22 protein-coding genes are annotated in these 22863 nt (G+C 65.8%); 13 read left to right on the top strand and 9 right to left on the bottom strand.

What is annotated here, in order from left to right:
- Positions 1-144 precede the first annotated feature (144 nt).
- The 3 genes from KME82_RS02470 to KME82_RS02480 are packed head-to-tail and all read left to right on the top strand — an operon-like array spanning position 145 to position 4006.
- The gene (locus KME82_RS02470) at positions 145-1533 is read left to right on the top strand and encodes a hypothetical protein (protein WP_252255597.1); all 1389 of its coding nucleotides are present in this window, start codon (positions 145-147) and stop codon (positions 1531-1533) included.
- Between the two features lie 11 nt (positions 1534-1544).
- On the top strand, positions 1545-2039 hold the full coding sequence (locus tag KME82_RS02475; RefSeq protein WP_215497121.1) for a hypothetical protein: 495 nt from the start codon (positions 1545-1547) through the stop codon (positions 2037-2039).
- Positions 2036-4006 carry a GMC family oxidoreductase gene (locus KME82_RS02480; RefSeq protein WP_215497122.1) on the top strand — a complete coding sequence of 657 codons (1971 nt, stop codon included), beginning with the start codon at positions 2036-2038 and terminating at the stop codon, positions 4004-4006. Before KME82_RS02475 ends, KME82_RS02480 begins: the two co-directional genes overlap by 4 nt.
- A 679-nt stretch (positions 4007-4685) precedes the next feature.
- On the opposite strand, the gene KME82_RS02485 is transcribed toward KME82_RS02480, so the two are convergent.
- Positions 4686-5633, bottom strand: a complete 948-nt coding sequence (locus KME82_RS02485) for a helix-turn-helix transcriptional regulator (RefSeq protein WP_215497123.1) — start codon at positions 5631-5633, stop codon at positions 4686-4688.
- A 99-nt stretch (positions 5634-5732) separates the two neighbouring features.
- Between KME82_RS02485 and KME82_RS02490 the strand changes: the two genes are divergently transcribed.
- Positions 5733-6140: a GFA family protein gene (locus KME82_RS02490; protein ID WP_215497124.1), complete on the top strand. Its 408-nt coding sequence runs from the start codon at positions 5733-5735 to the stop codon at positions 6138-6140.
- A gap of 190 nt (positions 6141-6330) precedes the next feature.
- Positions 6331-6795: an MmcQ/YjbR family DNA-binding protein gene (locus KME82_RS02495; protein ID WP_215497125.1), complete on the top strand. Its 465-nt coding sequence runs from the start codon at positions 6331-6333 to the stop codon at positions 6793-6795.
- Here KME82_RS02495 and KME82_RS02500 read toward each other — a convergent pair.
- Positions 6719-8131, bottom strand: a complete 1413-nt coding sequence (locus KME82_RS02500; RefSeq protein ID WP_215497126.1) for a PLP-dependent aminotransferase family protein — start codon at positions 8129-8131, stop codon at positions 6719-6721. The two genes, KME82_RS02495 and KME82_RS02500, sit on opposite strands and share 77 nt — an antisense overlap.
- A gap of 338 nt (positions 8132-8469) precedes the next feature.
- Between KME82_RS02500 and KME82_RS02505 the strand changes: the two genes are divergently transcribed.
- The 4 genes from KME82_RS02505 to KME82_RS02520 are packed head-to-tail and all read left to right on the top strand — an operon-like array spanning position 8470 to position 10425.
- Entirely contained in the window at positions 8470-8853 is a 384-nt protein-coding gene (locus KME82_RS02505; RefSeq protein ID WP_215497127.1) for a hypothetical protein, read from the top strand.
- Complete coding sequence (locus tag KME82_RS02510) at positions 8850-9056, top strand: twin transmembrane helix small protein (RefSeq protein ID WP_036102620.1); 207 nt, start codon at positions 8850-8852, stop codon at positions 9054-9056. The genes KME82_RS02505 and KME82_RS02510 overlap by 4 nt, the downstream gene beginning before the upstream one ends.
- A gap of 59 nt (positions 9057-9115) precedes the next feature.
- Positions 9116-9496, top strand: coding sequence for a cupin domain-containing protein (locus KME82_RS02515; RefSeq protein WP_215497128.1), 381 nt, complete (start codon positions 9116-9118; stop codon positions 9494-9496).
- Complete coding sequence (locus tag KME82_RS02520; protein WP_215497129.1) at positions 9493-10425, top strand: ADP-ribosylglycohydrolase family protein; 933 nt, start codon at positions 9493-9495, stop codon at positions 10423-10425. The genes KME82_RS02515 and KME82_RS02520 overlap by 4 nt, the downstream gene beginning before the upstream one ends.
- A 165-nt stretch (positions 10426-10590) precedes the next feature.
- Here the strand turns inward: KME82_RS02520 and KME82_RS02525 are convergent, their stop codons facing one another.
- The 5 genes from KME82_RS02525 to KME82_RS02545 all read right to left on the bottom strand — a co-directional run bounded on the left by KME82_RS02525 (position 10591) and on the right by KME82_RS02545 (position 17764).
- Positions 10591-10935: a hypothetical protein gene (locus KME82_RS02525; RefSeq protein ID WP_215497130.1), complete on the bottom strand. Its 345-nt coding sequence runs from the start codon at positions 10933-10935 to the stop codon at positions 10591-10593.
- A gap of 371 nt (positions 10936-11306) precedes the next feature.
- On the bottom strand, positions 11307-14816 hold the full coding sequence (locus tag KME82_RS02530; RefSeq protein WP_252255598.1) for an amidohydrolase family protein: 3510 nt from the start codon (positions 14814-14816) through the stop codon (positions 11307-11309).
- Positions 14817-15650: 834 nt separating this feature from the next.
- The gene (locus KME82_RS02535; RefSeq protein WP_215497131.1) at positions 15651-16607 is read right to left on the bottom strand and encodes a DegV family protein; all 957 of its coding nucleotides are present in this window, start codon (positions 16605-16607) and stop codon (positions 15651-15653) included.
- 100 nt (positions 16608-16707) lie between these two features.
- Positions 16708-17349, bottom strand: coding sequence for a 2-hydroxychromene-2-carboxylate isomerase (locus KME82_RS02540; RefSeq protein WP_215497132.1), 642 nt, complete (start codon positions 17347-17349; stop codon positions 16708-16710).
- Between the two features lie 10 nt (positions 17350-17359).
- On the bottom strand, positions 17360-17764 hold the full coding sequence (locus KME82_RS02545) for a DUF1761 domain-containing protein (protein ID WP_215497133.1): 405 nt from the start codon (positions 17762-17764) through the stop codon (positions 17360-17362).
- Between the two features lie 344 nt (positions 17765-18108).
- Here KME82_RS02545 and KME82_RS02550 point away from each other — a divergent pair, with 344 nt between their 5' ends.
- The 4 genes from KME82_RS02550 to KME82_RS02565 all read left to right on the top strand — a co-directional run bounded on the left by KME82_RS02550 (position 18109) and on the right by KME82_RS02565 (position 19955).
- Positions 18109-18702 (top strand): SPOR domain-containing protein, encoded by a 594-nt coding sequence (locus KME82_RS02550; RefSeq protein ID WP_215497134.1) that lies wholly within the window; start codon positions 18109-18111, stop codon positions 18700-18702.
- A 117-nt stretch (positions 18703-18819) separates the two neighbouring features.
- Complete coding sequence (locus tag KME82_RS02555) at positions 18820-19191, top strand: hypothetical protein (RefSeq protein ID WP_215497135.1); 372 nt, start codon at positions 18820-18822, stop codon at positions 19189-19191.
- A gap of 66 nt (positions 19192-19257) precedes the next feature.
- A complete protein-coding gene (locus KME82_RS02560) occupies positions 19258-19602 on the top strand; it encodes a hypothetical protein (protein ID WP_215497136.1) in 345 nt (114 codons plus the stop codon).
- Positions 19603-19670: 68 nt separating this feature from the next.
- Positions 19671-19955 carry a hypothetical protein gene (locus tag KME82_RS02565; protein WP_215497137.1) on the top strand — a complete coding sequence of 95 codons (285 nt, stop codon included), beginning with the start codon at positions 19671-19673 and terminating at the stop codon, positions 19953-19955.
- A 64-nt stretch (positions 19956-20019) separates the two neighbouring features.
- Here KME82_RS02565 and KME82_RS02570 read toward each other — a convergent pair whose 3' ends face one another.
- Positions 20020-21321: an amidohydrolase family protein gene (locus KME82_RS02570; RefSeq protein WP_215497138.1), complete on the bottom strand. Its 1302-nt coding sequence runs from the start codon at positions 21319-21321 to the stop codon at positions 20020-20022.
- On the bottom strand, positions 21318-22775 hold the full coding sequence (locus KME82_RS02575) for an amidohydrolase (protein WP_215497139.1): 1458 nt from the start codon (positions 22773-22775) through the stop codon (positions 21318-21320). The genes KME82_RS02570 and KME82_RS02575 overlap by 4 nt, the downstream gene beginning before the upstream one ends.
- Positions 22776-22863 lie beyond the last annotated feature (88 nt).

The following is a 22863-nucleotide window of genomic DNA, read 5'->3' on the forward strand; positions in this document are numbered from 1 at the left end:
GCCCGACGCGACGTAGCCAGCGATTCGATCGCCAGCCATCCAACCTGGCTTGGGTTCCATCACCCGCAGCCTGCTGCGGTGCGCTGCCTGCCTCGCGGCGAAGCGAATCTTCGCTTCGTATCACCAGGGAGCAGGGGACTCGCCATGAATCATCGATACCGTCTTGGCCCGCAGCGGGTCGTGCCGTCGATCAAGCCGTTGATCCGGCCGTTGGCCGCAGCCACGTTCGTGTTCGCGCTCGCGGCATGCACCGACAGCCATCTCAAGCCCGAGCCGCACGACAGCCTGTCGCGCGCCGACATCCGCCAGCACGCGAGCGCCGCCACGCCGCTGCCGCCGTTGAGTTCGACGATTCCGCTCGAGATCAGCGTGCCGCAGTCCAATCCGAACCTGCAGGATTTGCAGGACGATTTCGATCTGTTCTCGTGGCAGTCGTTCATCGCGGTCAACTGGCCCGGCGGCAGCGACGGCAATCCCAAACCCGGCGCGAGCTTCGGCGCCAACGCGACGACGGTGTGGGAGAACTGGAAGGAAAGCCGCGACATCTTCCTGCCCGGCGGCGCCACGCCGCCGCCGTGGGGCCAGGACCCGCCGCCGCCGGACGTGTGCAAGGGCATGGGCAACGGCGTGTTGAACCTGACCCAGGTCGGCAAGACCCCGAACGTGCTCGACGAAAGCGGCGAGCCGTTCGAAACCGGTCCGCTGATCGATCAGAACGGCCAGTACGTGCGCTTCGCGATCATGACCAACCAGGACATGTTCAACACCATCGTCAGCGACGGTCTGTACAGCAAGGCCGGCCAGGAAAAATTCGGCAAGCCGGCCAACTTCGCCCAGCCCGCCGGTTCCAAGAACACCGGCGCGATCATGATCAAGTCGTCGTGGAAGGTGCTGGGCGGCAAGGACCAGGCGAGCCGTTTCCACACCATCCAGGCGCTGGTCTACACCAACCCCGGCGAACACGAAGGCGTGCAGGCTTCGTGCAAGTTGCAGACGGTCGGCCTGGTCGGTTTGCACATCGCGCACAAGACCGCCGGTGAGCCGCAGTGGGTGTGGTCGACCTTCGAACATGTCGACAACGTGCCGGTCGACGGCGAGCCGATCGACAAGTCGCAGTACAACTTCTACAACAAGAATTGCAGCGGAAGCTGCGCGGTCAACCAGCCGCCGGCGCGGCCGTGGAATCCGAACAACCCGCACACCCCGCCGAGCCAGATCATGCGCGAGGTCGCGCTGACCGCTTCGACCAAGTCGCTCAACGCGCGCTACCAGGCGCTGTTGCAGCAGACCTACCCGGGCACGGTGTGGGCCAATTACGAGCTGATCAGCACGCAGTGGCCGACCAACGCCAAGAACCCGACCGATCCGACCGGCAATCCGGCGCCGTCGTTCCTCGCCAACGCGACCTTGGAAACCTACATCCAGGGCAAGGTGCCGCAGGCCTCGTCGAGCTGCATGGCCTGCCACAACAACGCGACGATGACCAACGGTCTGACCTCGGACTTCACCTACCTGCTGCAGCGCGCGCAATAAGGAGCACGGACATGGTCGACTACATGGAGTACTTCATCCGTCTCAGCGTCGGGCTGACCGGATTCACCCGCGACGCGATCGCGCCGCAGATCGATCCGGTCGACATCAAGACCGTCTACTTGCAGGTGTTTCGCGACAAGCTGCCCAACGGCATGGCCGATCAGATCATCTGCGAGTACTACAACCTCAACCAAGCCGAAGGCGGCAAGGACGGCAACAACGAAGCCATCGCCGGCGCGCTGCTCAGCGGCACGTATCCGGCCGAAGTGCTGGCGCTGCGTCAGCTGATCTACCTGTGGTACATGGGCGCCTGGCCGACCGTGGTGTCCGACAATTCGCCCACCCGCGGCCAGACTTTCAGCGAAGTGATCTCGGCGACCAGCTACACCCAAGGCCTGGTGTGGCGGGTGATGCAGTCGCACCCGATGGGCAGTTCCAACTACACCTACGGCTATTGGGCGACCACGCCGCCGCCGCTGCAGGACTACCTGGAGAACCCGGCATGAGCATCACCATTCCAGCGGGCGGTTTCGACGTGGTGATCGTGGGCTCGGGCATCTCCGGTTCGATCATCGCCTACCAGCTCGGCAAGGCCGGCAAGCAGGTGCTGATCCTCGAAGGCGGCCCGCCGGTGCCCAAGAGCCGCGAAGACTATATGCAGACGTTCTTCACCGCGAATGCGAAGACGCCCGAGTCGCCGTATCCGCCGACCATGCAAGGCGCCGGCAGCGCGAGCAATCCGCTCGGCCAGCCCGACCCGGCCACGCTCAACACCCCGCGCTACACGGTGTTGCAGATCAACGCGTGGCAGAACCCGGCGCAGTGCTACTTCGTCTATCCGCCGCAGACCGCGACCCGCGCCGACGACCCGGAGATGACCTTCGCGTTCGGCAGTTCCTACGAACGCGTCGCTGGCGGCACCACCTGGCATTGGCTGGGTACTTCGCTCAATCACCTGCCCAACGATTTCCAGCTCAAGACCAAGTACGGCCAGGGCGTGGACTGGCCCGGCGGCGCGCAGTTCTATCAGACCTTGCTGCCGTACTACCGCAAGGCCACCGAAACCATCGGCGTGTCCTCGGACAAGCAGCCGATGGTCGATCTGTACAAGACCTTCGACGTGCAACCCGACGGCACCTACGGGCCGAACTACGATTTCCCGATGCCGGGCATCACCCCGTCCTTGAACGACGTGTTGTACGAAGGCAAGGTGACCTCGCTGAAGATCGACAACATCGGCCTGTTCGTCACCCCGACGCCGCAGGGACGCAACTCGCGGCCGGGCAAGCGCCGCCAGTGCGCGGGCAACACCAACTGCATTCCGATCTGTCCGATCCAGGCCAAGTACGACGGCACCGTGACCCTGGCCGAAGCGCTGCAGACCGGCAACGTGCAGATCCAGTACAAGACCGTCGCCAACAACATCCGCCTCAGCGGCGATCAGGTCAGCGGCATCGACTACCTGACCTACGACAGCCAGACCGGGCCGTCGACCGGCAAGGGCACCGCGGTCGGCAAGCGTTACGTACTGGCGGCGCACGCGATCGAAACGCCCAAGCTGCTGCTGATGTCGAACGGCAACCCGGGTTATCCCAACGGCGTGGCCAACCGCTCCGATCAGGTCGGCCGCAATCTGATGGATCACGTGATGTACCTGGCCTGGGGCCTGTCGAAGGACCCGATCTATGCCTTCCGCGGGCCGCTGTCGACCTCGGGTATCGAGTCGGTGCGCGACGGCGCGTTCCGCAACCAGCGCGCGGCCTATCGCATCGAGATCGGCAACGAAGGCTGGAACTGGGCGACCAACGATCCGTACACCACGCTTTCGGATTTCGTGTTCGGCCAGAACAACACCCAGTTGAACGGCGATTCGGTCAACCAGCAGGGGCAGGCGCTGCGTTTCGATCCGAACTTGCCGGCGTTCAGTCAGTTGTACGGTTCGAAACTGGTCGCCACGCTCAACAACGTCTATATCCGCCAGCTGCGCCTGGGTTATCTGATCGAGCAGTTGCCCGACCCGGACAACCGCGTGCAGTTGTCGAGCCAGTACAAGGATCATCTGGGCTTGCCGCGGCCGCAGGTCACCTATCGCATTCGCGAGAACTACGTGCGCAACGGCTTCGTCTCGGCCAAGGCGGCCTCGACCGAGATCTTCGAGGCGCTCGGCGCGACCGAGTACACCCAGGTGCCGGCGACGCCGGTGTTGAGCGGGTCGAGCCCGAGCCCGACCACGTTCCAGTACCTCGGCAATACCTTCACGTTCTACGGCGCCGGCCACATCATCGGCACCTATCGCATGGGCGACAGCGCCACGACCTCGGTGCTCAACGCGCGCCAGCAATCGTGGGACCACAGCAATCTGTACATGGTCGGCAGCGGCGTGTTCCCGACCACCGCCACCGCCAATCCGACCCTGACCATCGCCGCGCTGGCGTTGCAGGCGGCGGACAACATCCTCGCCGATCTCGGCTGACCCCGCGGGGACGCAGGATGCTGCAGGCAGGGCAGAGGAGGCCGCGTCCGGTGAGGGCGCGGCCTCGTTGCATCGCGCGGCCGCAGCGCGTCGTTGGCTAGCTGGCGAAGGCGAGCTGAGCTTTTGTGGGAGGGAGCTTTAGCCCCGACGCTTTTCGCTCAAGGGCGGTGTGAGCTTCGAGGCGATCGGAGAAAACAGCGTCGGGGCTAAAGCTCCCTCCCACAAAGATGGCGCGGCCTTCGCGAACGGGTTGACTTGCTGCGTCTGTGCGCAACAGCCGCTGCGTCGCCTCCGATAGGCGAAGGCGATGGCGCTTTTGTGGGAGGGAGCTTTAGCCCCGATGCTTTTCGATCAGGGGCGGTGCGAGTTTCGAGGCGATCGGAGAAAAGAGCATCGGGACTGAAGCTTCCTCCCACGGAAGATGGAGCCGCCTTCGCGAAGGGTTTGGCTTACTGCGTCTCGGTGCAACGGCCGCTGTGTCGCCTCTGACAGGCGCAGGCGAGGGCGCTTTTGTGGGAGGGAGCTTTAGCCCCGATGCTTTTCGATCAGGGGCGGTGCGAGTTTCGAGGTGATCGGAGAAAAGAGCGTCGGGGCTGAAGCTCCCTCCCACAAAAAAGCTCCCTCCCACCAATAAAGCTCCCTCTCACAGCAGCTGCCATGACGTTCGCGAAGGTTTGGCTCACTGCACCGCCCGCAACAACCGTTGCGCCACTTCGCGCAGTTGCGGCAAATGCTCGCCCGCATCGAGCAGTTCGAATTCCACCCCGGTCAAGGCCAGCAACGCGAGAATCTCCTCCGGCGTTTCGCCGCGCACATGCAGCAGGCAGCTGTGCTCGTCGATGGGTTCGAGCAGCCCGCACCACGGCGGCAGGGTCGGCGCCAGGGTTTCGGCCGCGCCGCGCAGGCGCGCGCGCATGGTCGGGCCCTGGTTCGGCTGGCTGATCGAGCGCTGCACGTACGCCGCCACGTCTTCGGGAAACTTGCGCGGGGCGAACGCGCCGCCGCCGCAGCGCAGCGCGACGATGCGGTCGGCGCGGAACAGGCGCCAGTCCTCGCGGCCGCGATCCCAGGCCAGCAGATACCAGCGGCGTCCGGCGCTGACCAGGCGCAGCGGTTCGATGCTGCGCTGGCTCGCGCGGCCGCCGCGGTCGCTGTAGTCCATCTCGATCAGCCGATGGTCGCGGCAAGCACCGGCCAGTTCGGTCAAGGTGTCGACGTCCGGGCCGGTGTCGTCGTGCGCCAGCGACACGGTCACCGAATACAGCGCGCTGACCCGCCGACGCAGCCGCGCCGGCAGCAACTGATCGAGCTTGCCGAGCAGGCCGACCGTGGTGTCCTCGATCCGCGCCACGCTGCCGGCGGCGCTGCGCAGCGCGACCACCATCGCCACCGCCTCGTCGTCGTCGAGCAGCAACGGCGGCAGCGAGGCGCCCGCGGCGAGCCGGTAGCCGCCGCCGACCCCCGTGGAGGCCTGCACCGGATAGCCCAGTTCGCGCAGCCGGTCGACATCGCGGCGCACGGTGCGGCCGTCGACTTCCAGACGCTCGCACAGCTCCGCGCCGGTCCAGTGACGGCGCGATTGCAGCAGCGACAACAGGCGCAGCAGGCGGGTCGAGGTCTTGAGCATGGGCGCAGTGTAAAACCTATTGAGGACATATCCTGTCCTCAATGGCTACTATCCTGTGACTGTCCCGGGCCCACCGCCCCTCGCCATCGGAGAACCGCCATGACCGTCGAGACCTACCAGGCCAGCTGCCACTGCGGCGCCATCCGTTACGAGGTCGACCTCGACCTGTCGGCCGGCACCTCGCGCTGCAATTGCTCGATGTGCAACAAGCTGCGCAAGTGGGGCGCGATCGTCAAACCCGATGCGTTCCGCCTGCTCAGCGGCGGCCCCGAGGACACCGGCACCTACCAGTTCGGCACCTTCAGCGGCACTTACCATTTCTGCAAGCATTGCGCGGTGCATGCCTACGGCACCGGCGAACTTGAGGTGCTCGGCGGCAAGTACTACTCGATCAACATCGCCTGCCTGGATGTGGATCATGCGGTGCTGGCGGCTGCGCCGGTGCAGTTCATGGATGGCTTGAACAACGATTGGTTCAACGTGCCGAAGATTACGTCGCATATGTGAGCGCGGGTTTGTCGCGGGTTCGCGGATGTTGAAGTGTCGCGGTCGCGGCTCGCGCCGCTCCTACATGGGCTACCTGTAGGAGCGGCGCAAGCCGCGACCGCGATACCTCGATTGCGACGCAAGCATCGAAGCCCCAGCGCAACCCCGCGACGCGTGCGACCATGCATCCCTCAATCGCCACGTCGCCGCAATGGACACCAACGCCCTCAACAAACACTGCCGCGCCTACCCGGGCGCCGAGGAAGTGCTGCACGCGGCGCCGTCCAATATCCTGGTCTACAGCGTCGGCGGAAAATTCTTCGCCTACTTCAAGACCAGCGAACCCGAGCGCTGGCGTTTCAGCTTCAAGACCACGCCGGAACGGTTCGTCGAACTCACCGACATGCCCGGCGCCAAGCCGGCGCGGTTCATGGGCCGCTATCACTGGGTGACGGTGGTGGAGGTCAAGCGCATGCCGGCGGACTATCTGCTCGAACTGGTCGACTGGTCGTACCGACGCGCGCTCGGCAATCTCAGCCGCAAGCGCCAGGCCGAGGCGCTGGCCGATGCGAGCGAGGAACAACGCCTGCGGCTGACGCCTATCGCGCCGACGAAAGCGCGCCCAAGACTTGTAACGCTGCATCCACCCGCGCATCGAGGGCGTGGCCGTAGTTGAGCCGCAGGCAATGCGCATAGCCGCGATTGGCCGAGAACATCGGCCCCGGCGCGATGCTGATGCCCTGTTGCGCGGCGCGGCGTTGCACGGCCAGGGCATCGCTGCCTTCGGGCAATTCAATCCATAGGAAATAGCCGCCGTCGGGCCGGGTCACCCGGGTGCCTTGCGGAAAATAGCGCGCGACCGCATCGAGATACGCTGCCTGCTGCGCGGCCAGCGTCTTGCGCAGGCCGCGCAGGTGGCGGTCGTAACCGCCGCGTTGCAGATAGCGCGCGATCGCCAGTTGCGCCGGCACGCACGTCGCCAAGGTATTGGTCAACTTCAGCCGCGCCACCCGCTGCGCATAGCGCCCCGGCGCGGCCCAGCCGATCCGGTAGCCCGGCGCGAGGGTCTTGGAAAACGACGAGCAATGCAGCACAAGGCCGCGTGTGTCGAAAGCCTTGGCCGGCGCCGGCCGATGCGCGCCGAAATGCAGTTCGCCGTAGACGTCGTCCTCGATCAGCGGCAGCTCATGGCGCGCCAGCAATTCGACCAGTTCGCGCTTCTTCGCCTCGGGCACGGTGCTGCCGAGCGGGTTCTGGTAATTGGTCATCAGCCAGCACGCGGCCGGCGCGTGGCGGCGGATCGCCGCGTCCAGCGCGCCCAGCTCGATGCCTTCGCGCGGATGGGTGGGCACTTCGATCGCGTGCAGGCCGCGGCGTTCCAGGGTCTGCAAGGCGGCGTAGAAGCACGGCGATTCGACCAGCACCGCGTCGCCGGGACGGGTCACCGCGGCGATGGACAGGTTCAGCGCTTCGATCGCGCCGTTGCACACCACCAGGTCGTTGGCGCCGATCGGCACCGCGCCGATCCGGTAGCGCAGGGCGATGTGCCGGCGCAGTTCGGCGTTGCCCGGGGTGAGGTCGTCGACGGTGCTGCGCGGGTCCAGATGCACCGCTTCGTGCGCCATCGCGCGGCCGAGCCGGGCCAGCGGAAACAGGGTCGGGCTCATGAACGCCGAACCCAGCGGCACGATGTCGCGCGCCATCGCCGATTCGAGCACTTCGAACACCAGTTCGCTGACATCGACCGCGCGCGCCTGGCCGTCGGGCTGCGAGGCAGTGTCGGGCTCGGGCGGCATCGCGCGCGCGCGTTCGCTGACGTAGTAACCCGAGCGCGCGCGCGGCTCCACCAGCCCCTGCGATTCGAGCAGGTAATACGCCTGGAACACGGTGGCCGGGCTGAGCTTGCGCGCCGCGCTGGCCTGGCGCACCGAGGGCAGGCGCTGGCCCGGGCTCAGCAGGCCCTGGCGGATCGAGCGGGCGATGTCGTCGGCTAGGGCTTGGTAGCGTTTCATGCTTTTGGCGGGAATCGGGAGTCGGGAGTCGGGAGTCGAGGCTTCGAGGTCTTTGTGGGAGGGGCTTCAGCGCCGATGCTTTTCGATCAGGGGGCAGTGAGAGCTTCCGGCGAGCTGAGACAAAAGCATCGGGGCATGAAGCCCCTCCCACGGAGACCTCGAAACCTCCAAGGCGGGTGGCGGCTTTTCCGATTCCCTATTCCCCATTCCCTATTCCCGGCCCCTCCCAACTGATCTGGTTTTTTATCCAAAAACTGATTCTATGCAATCTGAGCCAGTAGGCGAACAATGGACCCCGCAGCAAAAGCTGCGCCACGCCCCAACGCCCCGCGCTCGCCATGAACCCGCAAGTCGAACTCAATCTGGCCCTGATCCTGTTCGTGCCCTGGTTTTCGATCCTCGCCTGGCTGTTCTGGGCCTATCCGCGCCAGCCGCGCGGCGCCCTGCGCACCGTCTACGACAGCGCCAGCCTGATCGTCTCCACCCTGGTTGCCGGCTGGGGCATGCACTGGAGCATGTACAACGCCGACCCGCACGCCGGCGCGATCTGGAAACAGGTGCTCGCCACCTCGGTCGCCTACGGCCTGTTCCTGGGCTTGATGACGGTCGCCATCGTGGTGCGCTGGCGCTGGCTGCGCGCGCGCACGGCCGCCGCGGCAACGTCCGCGTCGCCCTCCCCCGAAGACCACTCGCGCCCGCTCCCGGGCAAGGTCGAATCATGAAGATCCTGTTCGTCGCCGCCTTCCTGTCGGTGATCGTCTACAACCTCGGTGCCGGCCTGTACTACATGCTGGTCGACAAGGGCGCCAGCAAACGCACGGTCAACGCCCTGACCCGGCGCATCGGCTTTTCGATCGCGCTGATCGCGCTGGTCGTGGTGGGCATCGCCACCGGCGTGGTCCAGCCGCACGGCGTCGGGGTCTGAGCGCGAAGCGAACCGCCGCGCGAGGTTAAGCTGGCGGCTGCTTCCACGCCGACACCGCCATGAGCATCGCCCGCATCGTCTCCAACGCCGACACGGCCGAGCACTACATTCAAGAACGCTGCCACGTGACCGAGTGGTGGAACTCGCCCGACGATGCGCACAGCTCGATCGCGCGCATCCGGGTCGAGCCCGGCGTGAGCACGCAACTGCATCGTCTGCGCGGCACCAGCGAGCGCTATGTGATCGTGCAAGGACGCGGCCGCATGCACGTCGGCGATCTGCCGCCGGGCGAGGTCGGTCCGGGCGATGCGGTGTTCATTCCCGCCGACATGCCGCAACGCATCGTCAACCTCGGCGACGACGATCTCGTGTTCTTCGCGATCTGCACCCCGCGCTTCGTGCCCGAGTGCTACGAAGACCTCGAAACGGAGCTGGCATGAGCGCCGCGCCCGGTCTGCGCGACCGCTACCTGGGCTGCCTGCTCGGCCTGGCCTGCGGCGATGCGGTCGGCACCACGGTCGAGTTCCGCTCGCGCGGCAGTTTCGCGCCGCTGACCGACATGATCGGCGGCGGGCCGTTCGCGCTGCGCGCGGGCGAATGGACCGACGACACCTCGATGGCCTTGTGCCTGGCGGCCAGCCTGATCCATCGCCGTGGTTTCGATGCGCGCGATCAGATGAACCGCTATTGCAACTGGCGCTCGCACGGCTACATGAGCAGCAACGGCGAGTGCTTCGACATCGGCATGACGGTGAGCGCGGCCTTGGATCGGTATCGCAAGAACGACGATCCGTATGCCGGCGATCCTGGCCCGCGCGCGGCCGGCAACGGCGCGCTGATGCGATTGGCGCCGGTGCCGATGCTGTGGCGCCTGGATGCGCAGCGCAGCGGCGAGTGCGCGGTTGAATCGACCCGCACCACCCACGGCGCCGCCGAAGCGCTGGATTGCTCGCGACTGTTCGCCGTGCAATTGCGCGCGGCGCTGATGGGCGCCGGCAAGGAGGCGGTGCTGGCGCCTTCGATCCCGTTGCTCGTCAGCGAAAAAGTCGCGGCGATCCATGCCCGCGCCTACGCCGGTAAGCGCGAAGCCGAGATTGTCGGTTCGGGCTACAGCGTCGAGTCGCTGGAGGCGGCGTTGTGGTGTTTCCTGCATACCGACAGCTTCGAAGCGGCGGTGCTGCGCGCGGCCAATCTCGGCGACGACGCGGACACCACCGCGGCGATCTGCGGGCAGATCGCCGGTGCTTACTACGGGGTCGGTGCGATTCCCGGCGCGTGGCTGGACAAGCTGGTGATGCGCGAGGAGATCGGTCGCATGGCCGAGGATTTGCTGCAGTTGTCGGAAGACCCGGCCGCATTGATCGGATGAGGTCTTCGTGGGAGGGAGCTTCAGCCCCGACGCTTTTGGCTCAGCTCGTCATGAAGCCCATCGCCATCGGAAACAAGCGCGTCGGGGCTGAAGCTCCCTCCCACAAAAGCTCCCTCCCACGGAGGGTCCGCTGATTCGCCGTGCGACCGAACGAATCCGCCGCGATCAACCCGCGGTAACGTCGCGCAATTCCCAGCCGCTGCCGGCGAGCAGGCGCAGGCGATGCTTGAGCACGGTGCCGGACAAGGTCGTGGTGACCACCAGGTCCATGCGCAGGTCGCGCTGTTCGCCCTGCACGACCGCGCTGGGATCGGTGGCGCCGAGCATCGGGTCGACTTCGTCCGGATCGGGCTGCTTGGCGCGCCAGCGTTCGAACAGGTCGTCGCCGCGCAGCGCCGATTGCAATTGCGAAGCGAAACCTTCCGAGCTGATCGCGGTGAACGACAGGTCGGCGTCGTTGCCGCGCGCGCGATCGGCGTCGGGGATGCTCAGGTAGTAACGGGTGGCCATGCGTGAGTCTCGATTGCAGGATCGTTGAAGGGTAAACGCGGCGATATGCGTCAGGCGTGAATATCGCGCTAGTGCGCCACGCAGGTCGCGTTTGTGGGGTGCGGGTGTTGTTAGCGATGTGTTATCGCGTTCAAAAGCAAATCCCCCTCAATCCCCCTTTTCCAAAGGGGGAAGACAAGCGGGCTTGCGACGGTCGTGCGAGTCATGCGGTGTCGTCATGCGATGGACGCACGGAGAAACGGTCGAAACCGACCGAAGCCGAAATCGCCTAGCTCTTTCCATCCCCCCAGAAACCTCCCCCCTTTGTAGAGGGCGCAGGGGGGATTTGCTCTTCGCTCTTCAGCGCTTACGCCGACTACCGCGCCACCCCATCACTCCTCATCATGATCGTGCGCCTCATGCGGCCCATGCCCCTTCGGGCAATGGCACACCGAGGTCGGACCGAACTCGGTGCCGAAGGTGCGGCCGTCGCGATGGCGCTGCCAGTAGAAATTCGGCGCCTTCTCGGCCTGGTTGCCCAGTTCGGCCATGTCCGCGTCGACGTCGAACAAGCGTCCGTCGACCATCACGTAACGTGTGTCGATGGTCGCGCGGATGTTCTCCAGCGGGTTGCTGTTGAGCACCACCAGGTCGGCCTTCTTGCCGGTTTCCAGCGAACCGAGCTGCCTGGACATGCCCAGGTAATCGGCGCCGTCGATGGTCGCCGCGCGCAGCGCCTCGAAATTGCTCATGCCGCCCTGGGTCAGCATCCAGATTTCCCAGTTCGCCGACAGCCCCTGCAGCTGGCCGTGGCCGCCGACCTGGATCTTGATCCCCGCATCGCGCAGCTTCTTGACCGACTTGGCGACCTGGATATGCCAGTAATCCCAGTCCGGCGCGGTTTCGCGGCGGATCGAACGCGCGTCCAGGGTTTCGCGCGGGAAGAAGCGGTTGAGCTTCTTGTCTTCCCACACGTTGTCGCGCGCATACCACCAGTATTCGCCCGACAAACCGCCGTAGCTGACCACCAGGGTCGGCGTGTTGCGCACATCGGTCTGCCGCCACAGTTCGACCACGTCCTTGTACAGCGGCGCGACCGGGATGTTGTGTTCGATGCCGGTGGCGCCGTCGAGGATCATCGGCAGGTTGTGGTTGAAAGTCGAACCGCCTTCCTCGACCACCAGCATGTTCAATTCGCGCGCGGCCTGGTTGATCTGCTGGTGCTGCTCGCGCCGTGGCTGGTTGTAGCTTTTGACCGAGAACGCGCCGTTGGCCTTCATCCGCCGCAGATGGCTGCGTGCGTCGTCGATCGAGTTGATCACCGCCTTGAAGTCGCCGTCGGCGCCGTACAGGATCGTACCGGTCGAGAACACGCGCGGGCCGACCATCTTGCCGGCCTTGAGCAGTTCGGCTTCGGAGAACACGAACTCGGTGGTCGCCGAGGGATCGTGCATGGTGGTGATGCCGAAGGCGAGGTTGGTGTAGTAGGCCCAGTTCTGCTGCGGCACCACGCCCTGGCCGAAATGCGCGGCATGCGCATGCACGTCGATGTAGCCCGGCAGGATGGTCTTGCCGCTGGCGTCGATGCTGCGCGCGCCGGCCGGCACGCTGACCGACGCGCTCGGGCCGACCGCGACGATCTGGTCGCCGCGGACCACCACGGTGCCGTCCTCGATAATTTCCTGATTCTTCTCCGCATCGCGCATCGTCACCACGCGCGCATGGGTGAACGCGACCGTATCGCTCGGCGCATACACCGGCACGTCCAGACCGACCGGGATGCCGCGCTCGTCGGCCGAAGGTTTCGCCAGCGTCGCCGGCGCGCCCGGCAGGAACGCGAACGCCTGGTTGAGCGGGCGCGAGTAGTACTGATTGCCGACCATCCAGTGCAGCGACTTGGAATCGGCCGACCAGTGCAGATAACTGCCGACATCGGCGCTGACCGGCGCGATCGGCAGGGCCTTGCTGTCCTTGCTCAATTCCACCGAGGTGCCGGCGGTCATCAGCGGCGCGACATAGGCGTTGAACAGTTCGGTGAACGCCACCCACTTGCCGTCGGGGCTGATGCTGACCGAATCGACGTACTTGAGGTTGAAGACTTCGCGTTCGTCTTCGCCGTTGAGGCCGACCGACATCAGCTTCTTCTTCAGCCCGCCGCCGGTGAGGTAATACACGCGGGTGCCATCGGCGCTGAATTGCGGCGACTCGCCGCTGGTGGCCACGCGCACCGGCCGGCTGCCGTCGGCGTTCATCACATAGATGCCGCGATCGACCGACCACAGGCTGCCGGTGAGTCCGCCGCCGCCGGTCTTGGCGTAGACGATGCGGCGCGCATCGGGCGAGAAGCGCGGGCCGTAGTAGAAGCCCTTTTCCTGGGTCAGGCGCTTGCCGCCGCCGCCGCCCGCGCCGGTGACGTAGATCGCGCTGAGCGCTTCGTCCGACCACGTGGTGTACAGCAGCTTGCTGCCGTCGGCGCTGAAGCTGGGCTGGTATTCGTACAGGTTGTCGTTGCCGGTCAGTCGCTCGGGCTTGCCGTCGGGCAAGCGCTTGCGCCACAACTGGCCGACCGCGTGGAAGATCAGGGTCTTGCCGTCGGCGCTGGTGGCGACGTCGCGGATCATCTTCGGCGCGAAGCGGCCTTCGTCCAGTTTGTGTTCGAACCGCAGCGGTTCGGCGACGGTCTGTTCGACCTTGGCGGCGAAGGGAATCTGTTCGTGCTTGCCGTCGGCGATCGACACCCGCCACAGCTTGCCCTGCGCCCAGATCACCACCGATTTCGAATCCGGGGTCCAGTTGAAATTGGAATACGGGCCGAAGATCGCCCACGCTTCCTGCATGTCGTGCGACAGCCCGTCCCACACCGGCCGCGCTTCGCCGCTGGCCAGGTCCAGCACGTGCAATACGGATTTCTCGCGGATGCGTTTGACGAACGCCAGCGACTTGCCGTCGGGCGAGGGCTGCGGCCGCACCGCGCCGCCGCCGGTGTCGATCACCGTCGTGCTCTTGCCGCTTTGACGGTCCAGGCGCTTGATCGCGTAGATCGTGTCGTGCGGGTTCTTGTTGTACTGGAAGGTCGGGCCGCCGCTGACGTCTTCGGAGTAGTAGACGTAGCGTCCGTCCGGCGACACCGCCGGTTCGCCTAGGTCCTGCTGATCGTTCTTCTGCTTGGTCAGTTGCAGTCCGCCGCCACCGCCGGCGGCGTGGTAGATCCACAGCTCGCCCGCGCCGAGCGAGCGTTCGCCGGTGAAGTGCTTGCGGCCGATCAGGAACTGGCCGTCGGGCGTCCACGCCGGGTTGTTGAGCAGGCGGAAGTCTTCCTTGGTGACGGCGGTGGCGTTGCTGCCGTCGGTCTTCATCCGCCACAGGTTGTTGCCGCCGCCGCGGTCGGAGGTGAAGGCGATCTCGCGGCCGTCGGGCGAGAAGCGCGGCTGCACGTCCCAGGCCGGGCCGCTGGTGATGCGACGCGCCTGACCGCCGCCGATCGGCAGCAGGTAGATGTCGCCGAGCAGGGTGAAGGCGATCTGGCGGCCGTCGGGCGAGACGTCCAGGTCCATCCAGGTGCCTTCGTCGGTGTCGAAGGCGATCGACTTGGTCGGGCCGTGGGCGGCGTTGACGTCCCACTTCTTCTCGTCCTTGTCCTCGCCCTTGCCCGCGCCCTTGGCGGTCTGCGCCGAGGCGCGCGCCGGGTCGGTGCCGGCGGGCTTGAGCGCGTCCTGTTCGAGCTGCGCGGCCGGTTTGTTGCCGTCTTTCTTGTCGCCGGCCTGTTTGTCGTCGCCCTGTCCGGGGTCGCCCGATTTGTCCTGGGGCGCCGGCTGCGGCGGAGTCTGGGCATGCGCCGCGGTCGCGGACACGGCGGCGAGCGCGCTGGCGAGCGCGAGAACGAGCAGGCGGTGAGTGGGCATCGAGCGGCTACCTGGGGCTGACAAAGTCCGAGGCTAACCCGCATGGACGGGGTGGGGCGTGGGCTGGAAGTCGTGTTTGGGGGGATGGATTGCGGTGGGGCTTCGCCGTCAGGGTCATCCGGCTACAACGTCAATCCCGCGAAGGCGGGAATTCAGAGGCTTCAGCGTCATTCTTCCAGAACGTCATTCCCGCGAAGGCGGGAATCCAGAGGCTTCAGCGTCATCCTTCGAGAACGTCATTCCCGCGAAGATGGGAACCCAGAGCCTTCAGCGCCATCCTTCAAGAGCGTCATTCCCGCGAAGGCGGAAATCCAGAGCCTTCAGCGTCATCCTTCAAGAGCGTCATTCCCGCGAAGGCGGGAACCCAGAGCCTTCAGCGTCATCCTTCAAGAGCGTCATTCCCGCGAACGCGGGAACCCAGAGCCTTCAGCGCCATCCTTCAAGAGCGTCATTTCCGCGAACGCGGGAATCCAGAGTCTTTAGCGTCATCGTTCAAGAACGTCATTCCCGCGAACGCGGGAATCCAACGACGTTGGCCTCGCAAGACTTCATGCGTTCTCGCACGAAAGGCACTGGATTCCCGCGTTCGCGGGAATGACGGTAGGGAAGTACGTTGGATGTGGGAGTGTATTGCTTCGGATAGCTTGCGTAACCCGTAGTGATGGAGCGCTACGCTCTAACCGATTTCGGATTTCGGATTTCGGATTTCGGATTTCGGATTTCGGATTTCGGATTTCGGATTTCGGATTTCGGATTTCGGATTTCGGATTTCGGATTTCGGATTTCGGATTTCCGAATCCCGAATCCAAAATCCCGAATCCCGAATCCAACCCCTCACCCGGCAAAATCCGCCTTCTCCGCCGCAAACCCCACCACCAGCGCGCCCTTGCCGACATTGACCATGCCGGTCAGGCTCATCACGCTTTCGAACAGCTCGACGTTGTTGTCGCGGCAGGCCGTGCGCAGGCGTTCGTAACCGGGCAGCGCGCGCAACTCGCTCAGTTCGCCGCCGTAGCTCAGGCACACGGTCGGAGTCAGCAGTCCGTCGCCGCCGCTCGCGCCGGCCTTGCGCGCGGTGAATTCCAGCAGTTTCTGCGCGGCGTTTTCGTAGCCCTTGATCTTCGCCACCGGCCCGGTTTCGCCGCGGTTGCAGTGCAGCACCGGCTTGATGTCGAGCGCGGTGCCGAGCGTGGCGCTGAGAAAACTCACGCTGCGATCGCCGCGCACGCGGGTGCGCGCGCGCAGGTAATTGAGGTCGCGCGGAATCAGATAACCGTGGGTGTGCAGGGCCAGATGCTCCAGCCGCGCGCGGATCTTCGGCGCGCCCTCGCCGGCGTCGCGCAGCCGCACCGATTCGACCGCGGTGATGCCTTGGGCCGCGAACAGGTTGAGCGTGTCGATCACCCGCAACGCGAACGGTGTGTTGATCCCGGCCGCGCTGCGCACCGGTCGGTAGTCGTTGAGGATCGCGAAGCTGGCCTGATTGGCGTTCTCATAAACAGGGCTGCGGGTCTTGGTGATCGTCATGCAGAATACGTAGTCGTATTCGATCGCGAACTCGCTGACGAACAGATCGCGGATCTGCTGCACCGAGAACGGCGTGGTCTCGGCTTCGAAACCGCGCTCGGCCAGGTGCGTGTTCAAGAACTGCAACGTGGCTTCTTCGTTGCGGTGGTCGGCCAGCACCGCCTGGCCGATGCGTACCGTGATCGGTAGCAGATGGATGCGATTGCGTTGCAGATACTCCAACGGCAAATCGCAAGCCGAATCGACGACGAGTCCGATGCGCATGGTCCCCCCCGGGTCGTGGCGCGTGGCGGTAAGTGTGACCGCAGCATACCTTTTCGGGTCCGGTGTCACCGTCGATGCGGTGCCTGATTTGCGGTCGGGTTCAGGCTCGGCGCTGGATGCCGACAGGCAGCCGCTGCAGGCGTTGCATTTCCGGATCGTCAAACAGTTCAGGATGTTGCAGTGCGTCAAGGGCGAAATCGTGTGCGTCGTTGCCCCAGAACAATTGCGTATCGATACTCAACGTAGGCACGCCAAATACACCGGCCAGCAAAGCCGATTCGGTATTCGTGCGCAGTGCGGCCTTGGTCGCGTCGCCGCCGATCGCGGCGGCGTCCACGCCGAGGGCCTGGATGACCGGGCTCAGCGCTTCGACGCTGTCGCCGGCCTGCCCCTGTTGCCAGATCCAGTCGAAGATCGCGTCGACCGCGTCGGGCGTGTTGCCGGCGACGATGCTCAGCCGCAGCGCGGTCAGCGGGTTGAACGGATGCGCCGGCGGAAAGCGCAGCGGCACCCCCTCGCGCCGGGCCAGCCACAGCACGTGCTGGTAGGTGAACTCGCGCTTGCCGCGGATCTCGGCCGGACCTTTCTGGCCGTGCGCGGCGAGCACCGCGCCGAATGCGACCGGCACCAGCTCGATCGTGCGTTCGCGCGCCAGCGAGCGCAGCTTGTGCCAGTGCAGGTAGGCGAACGGCGAGATGAAATCGAAATACCAGCGCAGCACGGGCGGCTGAGGAGCGCTCATGGTCGGGTCCTTATTTCCAGGCGCCGAGGATCACGCCGTAGAGGATGAACTGGAGGATGTGGTAACCGCTGTCGATCATCCACAGCTTGAGACTGCGTTGGGCGAAGGCGTAGTTGATGCCGAAACTCATCGACACGAAGAACACGCCGACGACGAAGCCGACCCCGAAGCCGTCAACCGCGTTGGCGCTGGGCGGCATCAGCATCGAGAAGATGGTCGCGGCCAGGAACGCGCAGACGATCGCGACGGCGAACACGCGGCCGGGATGCGCGGGCTTGGCGTCGGGGTCCATGCCGGCCTCGCGGCACCAGGCTTTCTTGAACAGCGGGCCGTACCACAGGCCGCCGAGCACGAAGGCCGAAGCGGTGGCGGCCAGGATCGCGAGCCAATTAAGTTGCAGCAAAGACAAACTCATATGTATTCCTCCGAAGCGAAAATCCCGCCAGCAAACTTAAGCCGCAGCAAAGACAAACTCATAAGTCTTCCTCCGAAGCGAAAATCCGATCACTCAAGCCGCAGCAAAGACAAGCTCATGGGTATTCCCACGAAGCGAAAACCCATCAGCACCCTCCCATCCGATTCATACCCATGCTGCCGCCATCGTCGCGACCGACGACAACACGCATCGCCCGAAACAGCCGCGAATCACATACAGGCCGCCGGCCAGAGCCGGCCGATGGCGACAGGATACGCCGCCAATCACGCCTCAGGCATAAGCACGGCGTGGCGGATCGATCCACGCCGCGGGCGGAAGCAGCCTTGACCATCGCACCCACAGCCGCCGCCACTACGCCCGTAGAGGAAAAGGGACCAGCAAGGTCCGGCCCGACCACATCCCCGCGAGGCGCATCGCTGCGATTGACAGCCTTTCGCAGCCCCGCCCACACTCCAGGCCACTCGCCGCGCTACGGCGCATCGCAGCCATCGCCCATGGATCGGAACGAACTGGCCAGACGCCTCGCCGAAGAGGGATGTAATCCCGCCAACTACACGATCGGCCGCGGCGGATCCGACGCGTTTTGCCTGCATCAAACCGACGGCCTGTGGACGGTGTTCTACACCGAACGCGGCCTCGATTCGCCGCCGGTATTCGAAAGCGCCGATGAGGAGGAGGCGTGCCGGTTCTGCCTGGACAAGATCCTGAGCATGCGGCACGACCACTGCGTGGGCATCTTTCGCTCGCAACGCAAGGCGCGCGCACTCGCCGCGCGCCTGGAGCACAATCGCGTGGAGGCATGGCGGGACGAGATTTTGTATTCGGCGCCGGACGACCTGCGATATCGGGTGTTCGTCACCGGCAAGGCGGTGTTCGAAGCGCGCGCGCTGCTCGGCGAATTGCCGCTGGGGGATTGAGATCGGCTGCGTCCTAAAAGGGCATTCGACAGCGCGGCGGCCGCTCGCCGCTCAACGCGATCATCCATTTCGCCGAAGCCGCCATTCGGCTCGGTTCGCTCCAGACATCAGGCCGCAATGAAAAAATACGCATACGCCATCATCATCCGACTGCTCTTGTTCATCACGCCGCTGTATCTGCTGAACCTGTTCGCGCTCAACGCATTCGAACAGGCGAGCCGACAGGAGCATCACGGCGATACCGGGCTCGGTATCGCCATCGTGCTGGGCTTCGTGTCGCTGATGATGTTGATCGGGTTCTTCATCGACTTCATCGTCCAGGTCAAAAGGAAATGGCCGGCCGGGTATCTGACCGACGCGATCATCCTGTTGGCCTTGTTGATGCCGTTCGGTTGGTTCGCGTGCAATTGGTATGGGTTGAACGAGAACCTCGCGTGCAAGCTGCCGCTCGCCGGGTTCGGCAGCTTTCTGGAATGGATGAACCTGTGAAGCGGCGCGCTGTGTCCAAGCCGAACCGCTGCGCCACGCGGCTCGTTGGCGGACGCTGACATGCGCATGAGCCCACCGGCCATCGAGCATCTGACGGCGACGCCAGGCGAGGACGTCCTGGAGTTTTCGGTTTCCGCCGGCGCCGGACAGGAAACCTTCCTGTCGCTGCTGACCTGGCTGCCCGAAGCTTGCGAGCTGCGCTTCTACGATCGGTTCTACCCGAGCGTCAGCGATCCGGGCGCCTACGTCAGCGTGCGGCGCGAGGGCCGCGGGTTCGTACACCAGCTGGCCAACCACGGCTGGTCGAGCGGCTGGTCGCAGCAAAGTCCGGAGCTGTTGGCGGCCTGGATGGGGCTGCAGAATCTCGCTGCGTTCTCGGTGCATGGTGCACGGGAAAACACAGGGACGTAGAGCAGATCCGAACGCCGTTGCGCGCCGAAAGCGGCGTGGGCCGGCTCGTTTCAGACGACAGGTGAAGCATGCCGCAGTGGCAAAATCTCATCGACGCGATGGAACGCTACGACGACTGGAGCCGACCGTGGGCGTTCCACGACACGGTGGCATCCGACGCAGCGCTCGACGATGCCGATCGCCGCGAGTTGGCGAAGCTGTGGGCCGCGGTCTGCGAGTATCGGCTGTGGGCATCGGGAAGCCTTGACGAGGCCACGGCCAGGGCGGAAATCGCCATCGCCTCGAGTGTGCCGTGGCTTTCCCCGCTTGCCTGCAGACACCTGGCCAACGCGGCGGCGTACCAATGGCGTTAGCGATGGCCCGCCATTCGTACAGGCCGCGATCCGGCCGGCGCGTTCGGCGCCGGCCGGACCCGGCTCAATTCCCCGACGGCGCCGAATACGCGCGCGGCAAGCCGTTGTCGGGACGCAGATAACGATCGCGCAATTCGGTCTGGCGGCTGCGCATTTCGATCGCGCGCCCGTCCATCCACACCTGCAGCGCGACGCTGCTGACATCGAGCGGGTCGGCGCTCCACAGCACCAGGTCGGCGCGCTTGCCCGGCGCGATCGAACCGACTTCGCCGGCCACGCCGAAAGCTTCGGCCGGCACCCGGGTCAACCCGGCGAGACCGGCGTCCCAGGGCAGGCCGGCGGCGACCGCGTTGCCGGCCAGTTGCCGCACCTTGCGCGCGTTGTGCGAAGCGCCGCCTTCGCTGAAACCCACCGCGACCCCGGCCGCCTGCAGCCGCGCGGCGTTCTCCATGCTCGCGCCGACCTGGTCGAAATCGCTGGGCAGGTTGGACAGCGGATTGACGAACACCGGCACCTTGGCCGCCGCGAGTTGCGGCGCCAGACGCCAGGCCTCGCCGCCGCCGACGATCGCGATGCGCAGCTGATGCTTCGCCGACCAGCGCAGCAGCTGGCGGATGTCGGCGGCGCGGTCGACGCCGAACACGATGCGGCCGCCGCCGCCGAAGTATTTCTGCAAGGCCGCGCGCCCGGCCGGGGTCAGCAGCGCGGCGTGATTGTCCGGCGCAATGCGGCCGCGGCTTTCGTCGATCAGCTGATCCAGGATCATCCACTGCGCCGCGCGCGAGCTGCCGCTCAGACCCAGCCCGTCCTTGCCCAGGCGCACGAACAGCACGCGCGGGCCGATCGGATCGGGACCGCCGTCGAGGCGTTCGATGCCGCCCTGGCCGGCGACGATCGAACCGCCGGTCGCGGTGCCGGCGCCGAGCAGGGTCCAGCCGATGCCTTCGATGCGCGCCACCGGGATCAGCACCGAATCGGGGTTGTAGGCCAAGGTCACGTCGAACTCCGGCCGCACCGTCATTTCCTTGGTGTCGGCGCCGAGCGCGAGGGTTTCATCGACCGTGACCTTTTCGCCGGACACTTCCTCCAGGCCGATCTCGGTGATGCCGCCGAACAGGGTCGGGGTCAGCGGCCGGCCTTCGGCCTCGATCACCTTGACCCCGGCCGGCGCGCTCAGGCTTTTGCCGACCGCGCGCACCAGACCGTTGCCGACCAATACGTCGGCGCGTTCCAGCGTGCCTTGCGCGGTCGCGGTGTGGACCATGGCGTTGCGGATCAGGACGTTCTGCGCGGACGCGGCGAAGCTGGCGCCCAGCAACAACGCGGCGAACAGCGGCGCGCGCCGCAACACGGACACGCGGCTCATCGCACACCTCCGATAGTCGGAACCGTCTGCGCAGCCGGTTGGCCGAGCATGAAATCCGACTTGGGCTGACGCGAGGGATCGGCGCGGTCGTAGATGCGCGCGCCGTCGATGTAGACCTGCTCGGCCTTGGCGTAGACGCTGAAAGGATTGCCGTTCCACACCACCACGTCGGCCATCTTGCCCGGCTCCAGGGTGCCGGTGCGTTCGCCGATGCCCAGCGCCCTGGCCGGGTTCTGGGTCAGCCAGCGGATCGCGCGTTCGGGCGCGATGTCCATGCCGGCCAGGCGCGCATGCGCGATGACCTTGGCCGCTTCCTGGTTGAGCCGCTGGATGCCTTCCTCGGAATCGGAATGCACGATCGCGCAGCTGTTGGCCGGGCGGTCGACGATGGCGATGTTTTCCTGGATGCCGTCGAAGGCTTCCATCTTGAAGCCCCACCAGTCGGCCCACAGCGCGCCGCATACGTTCTCGGCGGCGAGCCGGTCGGCGATCTTGTAGGCCTCCACGCCATGGTGGAAGGCGGCGACCTTGAAGCCGAATTCCTTGGCCAGGTCGAGCATCGTGGTCATCTCGTCGGCGCGGTAGCAGTGGATGTGGACGAGGATGTCGCCCTTGATCGCGCCGGCCAGGGTGTCGAGCTTGAGGTCGCGCTTGCCGCCGGTGTCCTTCTCGCTGTCGGCGCCATTGGCGGCGGTGGAGCTCTGCCACCAGCGCGACTTCTTCGGCGCGGCCGGCTTGGGCGTGGTCTTGCGCAGGTACTCGCTGGCGTCGATGAAGGCTGCGCGGTACCCGGCGACATTGCCCATGCGCGTACCCGGCGAGGTGTTGCGGCTGCCGTAGACGCGCTTGGGGTTTTCGCCGCAGGCCATCTTCAGGCCCCACGGCGCGCCGGGGAATTTCATGCCCTGGTAGGTTGTCGACGGGACGTTCTTGAGGGTCACGCCGCGGCCGCCGATCAGGTTGGCCGAGCCGGGCAGGATCTGCAGCGAGGTGATGCCGCCGGCGAGCGCGGCCTCGAAGCCCGGGTCCTGCGGCCAGATCGAATGCTCGGCCCACACGTTCGGGGTGACCGGGCTGGTCATCTCGTTGCCGTCGCTGTGCGCGCTGACGCCGGGGCTGGGGTAGACGCCCAGGTGCGAATGGACATCGATGATGCCCGGGGTCACCCACTTGCCGGTCGCATCGACCCGGGTGGCGTCGGCCGGCGCGTCCAGCGCGGTGCCGACCGCGACCACCTTGCCGCCTTGCAGCAGCACGTCGGCGTTGTCCAGGCGCTGGCCGGTGCCGGTCAGTACGGTGGCGTGCTGCAGCAGCACCGGGCCTCCGGCGAGCGGCTTGTAGGTGCTCGGGTACGGGTCCTGGGTGTAGCGCGAAGGTGCGGGCGCGGGCGTGGCGGCCTGCACGGCGCCGGCAAGCAGCGCCAGGCCGAAGCCGGCCAAGAGCGGTCGGAGCATGGATGTCCCCATGGAAGGCGAGCGAAAGGCAAGCGGAAAGCGTGCGCAGGGCGGTTGGAGCCCAACTTTGGAACCGTAGCCGCCGCTT

Origin of the sequence: Lysobacter capsici (assembly GCF_018732085.1) — a bacterium.
Taxonomy (GTDB): Bacteria; Pseudomonadota; Gammaproteobacteria; order Xanthomonadales; family Xanthomonadaceae; genus Lysobacter; species Lysobacter capsici_A.

Coding starts and splice junctions, on each gene's coding strand:
- KME82_RS02470 (WP_252255597.1), top strand. CDS start 145: ATGAATCATCGATACCGTCTTGGCCCGCAGCGGGTCGTGCCGTCGATC.
- KME82_RS02475 (WP_215497121.1), top strand. CDS start 1,545: ATGGTCGACTACATGGAGTACTTCATCCGTCTCAGCGTCGGGCTGACC.
- KME82_RS02480 (WP_215497122.1), top strand. CDS start 2,036: ATGAGCATCACCATTCCAGCGGGCGGTTTCGACGTGGTGATCGTGGGC.
- KME82_RS02485 (WP_215497123.1), bottom strand. CDS start 5,633: ATGCTCAAGACCTCGACCCGCCTGCTGCGCCTGTTGTCGCTGCTGCAA.
- KME82_RS02490 (WP_215497124.1), top strand. CDS start 5,733: ATGACCGTCGAGACCTACCAGGCCAGCTGCCACTGCGGCGCCATCCGT.
- KME82_RS02495 (WP_215497125.1), top strand. CDS start 6,331: ATGGACACCAACGCCCTCAACAAACACTGCCGCGCCTACCCGGGCGCC.
- KME82_RS02500 (WP_215497126.1), bottom strand. CDS start 8,131: ATGAAACGCTACCAAGCCCTAGCCGACGACATCGCCCGCTCGATCCGC.
- KME82_RS02505 (WP_215497127.1), top strand. CDS start 8,470: ATGAACCCGCAAGTCGAACTCAATCTGGCCCTGATCCTGTTCGTGCCC.
- KME82_RS02510 (WP_036102620.1), top strand. CDS start 8,850: ATGAAGATCCTGTTCGTCGCCGCCTTCCTGTCGGTGATCGTCTACAAC.
- KME82_RS02515 (WP_215497128.1), top strand. CDS start 9,116: ATGAGCATCGCCCGCATCGTCTCCAACGCCGACACGGCCGAGCACTAC.
- KME82_RS02520 (WP_215497129.1), top strand. CDS start 9,493: ATGAGCGCCGCGCCCGGTCTGCGCGACCGCTACCTGGGCTGCCTGCTC.
- KME82_RS02525 (WP_215497130.1), bottom strand. CDS start 10,935: ATGGCCACCCGTTACTACCTGAGCATCCCCGACGCCGATCGCGCGCGC.
- KME82_RS02530 (WP_252255598.1), bottom strand. CDS start 14,816: ATGCCCACTCACCGCCTGCTCGTTCTCGCGCTCGCCAGCGCGCTCGCC.
- KME82_RS02535 (WP_215497131.1), bottom strand. CDS start 16,607: ATGCGCATCGGACTCGTCGTCGATTCGGCTTGCGATTTGCCGTTGGAG.
- KME82_RS02540 (WP_215497132.1), bottom strand. CDS start 17,349: ATGAGCGCTCCTCAGCCGCCCGTGCTGCGCTGGTATTTCGATTTCATC.
- KME82_RS02545 (WP_215497133.1), bottom strand. CDS start 17,764: ATGAGTTTGTCTTTGCTGCAACTTAATTGGCTCGCGATCCTGGCCGCC.
- KME82_RS02555 (WP_215497135.1), top strand. CDS start 18,820: ATGAAAAAATACGCATACGCCATCATCATCCGACTGCTCTTGTTCATC.
- KME82_RS02560 (WP_215497136.1), top strand. CDS start 19,258: ATGAGCCCACCGGCCATCGAGCATCTGACGGCGACGCCAGGCGAGGAC.
- KME82_RS02565 (WP_215497137.1), top strand. CDS start 19,671: ATGCCGCAGTGGCAAAATCTCATCGACGCGATGGAACGCTACGACGAC.
- KME82_RS02570 (WP_215497138.1), bottom strand. CDS start 21,321: ATGAGCCGCGTGTCCGTGTTGCGGCGCGCGCCGCTGTTCGCCGCGTTG.
- KME82_RS02575 (WP_215497139.1), bottom strand. CDS start 22,775: ATGCTCCGACCGCTCTTGGCCGGCTTCGGCCTGGCGCTGCTTGCCGGC.